Source organism: Pseudoalteromonas sp. AWM4_233 (genome assembly GCF_056158285.1).
In genome coordinates this window covers 1-2,549 of sequence record NZ_JBSWSZ010000138.1, presented here as the reverse complement: position 1 = coordinate 2,549, position 2,549 = coordinate 1, and the positions used below count along the sequence as shown (strand labels likewise).

Below are 2,549 nucleotides of genomic sequence, written 5' to 3'. Positions count from 1 at the left end.
GTGGATATGGGAGGAAGCCCTGACAAAATCAACCCTGAAGTTCCAGTTGATCTTGTTATTGACCACTCTGTACAGGTGGACAAGTACGGAACTCCAGATGCACTAAATGTGAACATGGAGCTTAGAATTTGAACGAAACTGAAGAACGTTATCAATTCTCTGCACTGGGCTACAAAAAGCGTTCGATAACTATCGCGCCGTCCCACCAGCAACAGGAATTGTACACCAGGTAAACCTTAGAATACATCGCGAATGTCGTTCATGCAAAAGAAAATGAGAACGGCGATCTTATGATACTTACCCTGATACACTAGTCGGTACCGACTCACATACAACGATGATCAATGGTCTTGGTGTCCTCGGATGGGGCGTTGGTGGTATTGAAGCGGAAGCTGGTATGCTAGGGCAGCCATCATACTTCCCAGCTCCAGAAGTGATTGGAGTGAAGACTGAATGGAAGCTTCCCGCAAGGAGCGACAGCTACCGACCTGGCTCTGAAAGTCACACAGAGAATTACGTGAACAGAGCGTTGTTGGTAAATTCGTCGAATTCTTCGGTCCAGGCGCTCCAGGAGATGCCATCTTAGCTGACCGTGCAACGATTGCCAACATGGCGCCTGAGTATGGTGCAACTTGTGGATTCTTCCCAGTAGATGGAGAGTCACTTAGAATATCTTCGTCTCACAGGACGCAGCGAAGAGCAAATTGAGCTTGTCGAAGACATATCTGCAAGAAGAACAACCTTTGGTACGATCCGTCCTTTGAAGATCCGGAATTCACTTCATTGGTTGAAATCGATCTCAGGGAATTGGAACCTAACTTGTCAGGACCAAAACGTCCTCAGGACTTGATTCCACTTTCTCAAATGAAGGAATCGTTTGAAAAAGCTGATTACTGGTCCTGCAGGGAACCATGGTTTCGGTTTGGATGCATCTGAATTCGATAAAGACAGTAGACAGTTAAATTCAATACCGGCGATAAAGCAGTCATGAAAACGGGTGCTTTGGCAATTGCAGCGATCACTTCTTGTACGAACACGTCCAACCCCCATGTAATGCTGGGTGCAGGTCTCGTAGCTAAGAAAGCGATCGAAAAAGGCTTGCAAGTGCCTGAATATGTGAAGACATCGTTGGCACCGGGATCTAAGGTTGTTACTCGCTATCTTGAAGATTCAGGTTTGATGACTTATTTGAACGACTTAGGATTTCAATCTTGTCGGTTATGGATGTACGACATGTATCGGTAACTCCGGTCCGCTTCTTCGCTGAAATCGAGAAGGCGATTGCTGATAGTGATTTGACATGCATCTTCTGTTCTTGTCCGGTAACCGTAACTTCGAAGGACGTATCCACCCGCTTAGTGAAAGCGAATTATCTGGCTTCTCCACCATTAGTTGTGGCTTATGCACTTGCCGGAACTGTGGATATCGATCTTAAGAATGACCCAGTCGGAAAAGATAAAGAATGGAAACCATGTATACTTCAATGACATCTGGCCTTCTCAGGAAGAAATTAAATCCGAAATCTCAACCGAGTTGTTACACCGGAAATTTTCCGTAAAGAATATGAAAATGTATTCAATTCGAACGAAAAATGGAACGAAATCGAAACAACGGATGAACCATTGTATGATTGGAACGACAAATCCACATACATTCAGAACCCTCCGTTCTTCGAAGGTCTTATCCAGTGATCCGGAAGAGGTTAAGCCGCTTGAATGGCATGCGTGTAATCGGTAAATTCGGTGATTCCGTAACTACAGACCACATTTCTCCAGCAGGCGCGATTCCGTAAAGATATGCCTGCAGGTGAATATTTGCAGGATAATGGAGTAAGCCCTCGCAACTTCAACTCTTACGGTTCCCGTCGTGGTAACCACGAAGTGATGATGCGTGGTACGTTTGCAAATATTCGTATTCGAAACCAGTTGGCTCCAGGTACAGAAGGTGGTTTCACTACGTATTGGCCGACTGAAGAAGTAATGCCGATTTATACATGCAGCTATGAAATATCAAGGTGCTGGAACTGGCGCCAAACATTGATGCTGTTTAACCTTAGCAATACGTGGAATGCCATCTACTTCGTTCAGTTACGTATTGCTACCTGCACGAATGGTGTAACCATGGCCACGCTGTCTCCACCCGAGACTCAGTGAAATTGAAATCGCAGTGAAGATGCTGTGTACCCGCGGCTAGACGGAAAGACCCCGTGAACCTTTACTACAGCTTGGCACTGAACATTGAGCCTACATGTGTAGGATAGGTGGGAGGCTTTGAAGTGGCGTCGCCAGATGTCATGGAGCCATCCTTGAAATACCACCCTTGTATGTTTGATGTTCTAACATAGGTCCCTTATCGGGATTGTGGACAGTGCCTGGTGGGTAGTTTGACTGGGGCGGTCTCCTCCCAAAGAGTAACGGAGGAGCACGAAGGTTGGCTAAGTACGGTCGGACATCGTACGGTTAGTGTAATGGTAGAAGCCAGCTTAACTGCGAGACAGACAGGTGCTGTGTAAGAGGTGAATCTAACCGTCGTTAACCTAGATGCGTTGC

At 46.2% G+C, this 2,549-nt stretch carries 2 protein-coding genes, 1 rRNA gene and 1 pseudogene; all 4 read left to right on the top strand.

Annotated features, from left to right (window positions below; translation table 11 throughout):
* Positions 1 to 337: 337 nt before the first annotated feature.
* The gene (locus ACXAC4_RS27345; protein ID WP_475168322.1) at positions 338 to 586 is read left to right on the top strand and encodes an aconitase family protein; all 249 of its coding nucleotides are present in this window, start codon (positions 338 to 340) and stop codon (positions 584 to 586) included.
* Positions 520 to 1,245, top strand: a pseudogene (locus tag ACXAC4_RS27340) (aconitase family protein); the annotation flags it as partial. The gene ACXAC4_RS27345 and the pseudogene ACXAC4_RS27340, both read left to right, overlap by 67 nt.
* A gap of 569 nt (positions 1,246 to 1,814) precedes the next feature.
* Positions 1,815 to 2,153 (top strand): hypothetical protein, encoded by a 339-nt coding sequence (locus ACXAC4_RS27335; protein ID WP_475168319.1) that lies wholly within the window; start codon positions 1,815 to 1,817, stop codon positions 2,151 to 2,153.
* A gap of 5 nt (positions 2,154 to 2,158) precedes the next feature.
* Positions 2,159 to 2,549, top strand: a 23S ribosomal RNA gene (locus tag ACXAC4_RS27330); the annotation flags it as partial.

Bases quoted from the DNA above. Each gene is read 5' to 3' on its own strand.
- ACXAC4_RS27345 (WP_475168322.1), top strand. From the start codon at position 338: ATGATCAATGGTCTTGGTGTCCTCGGATGGGGCGTTGGTGGTATTGAA.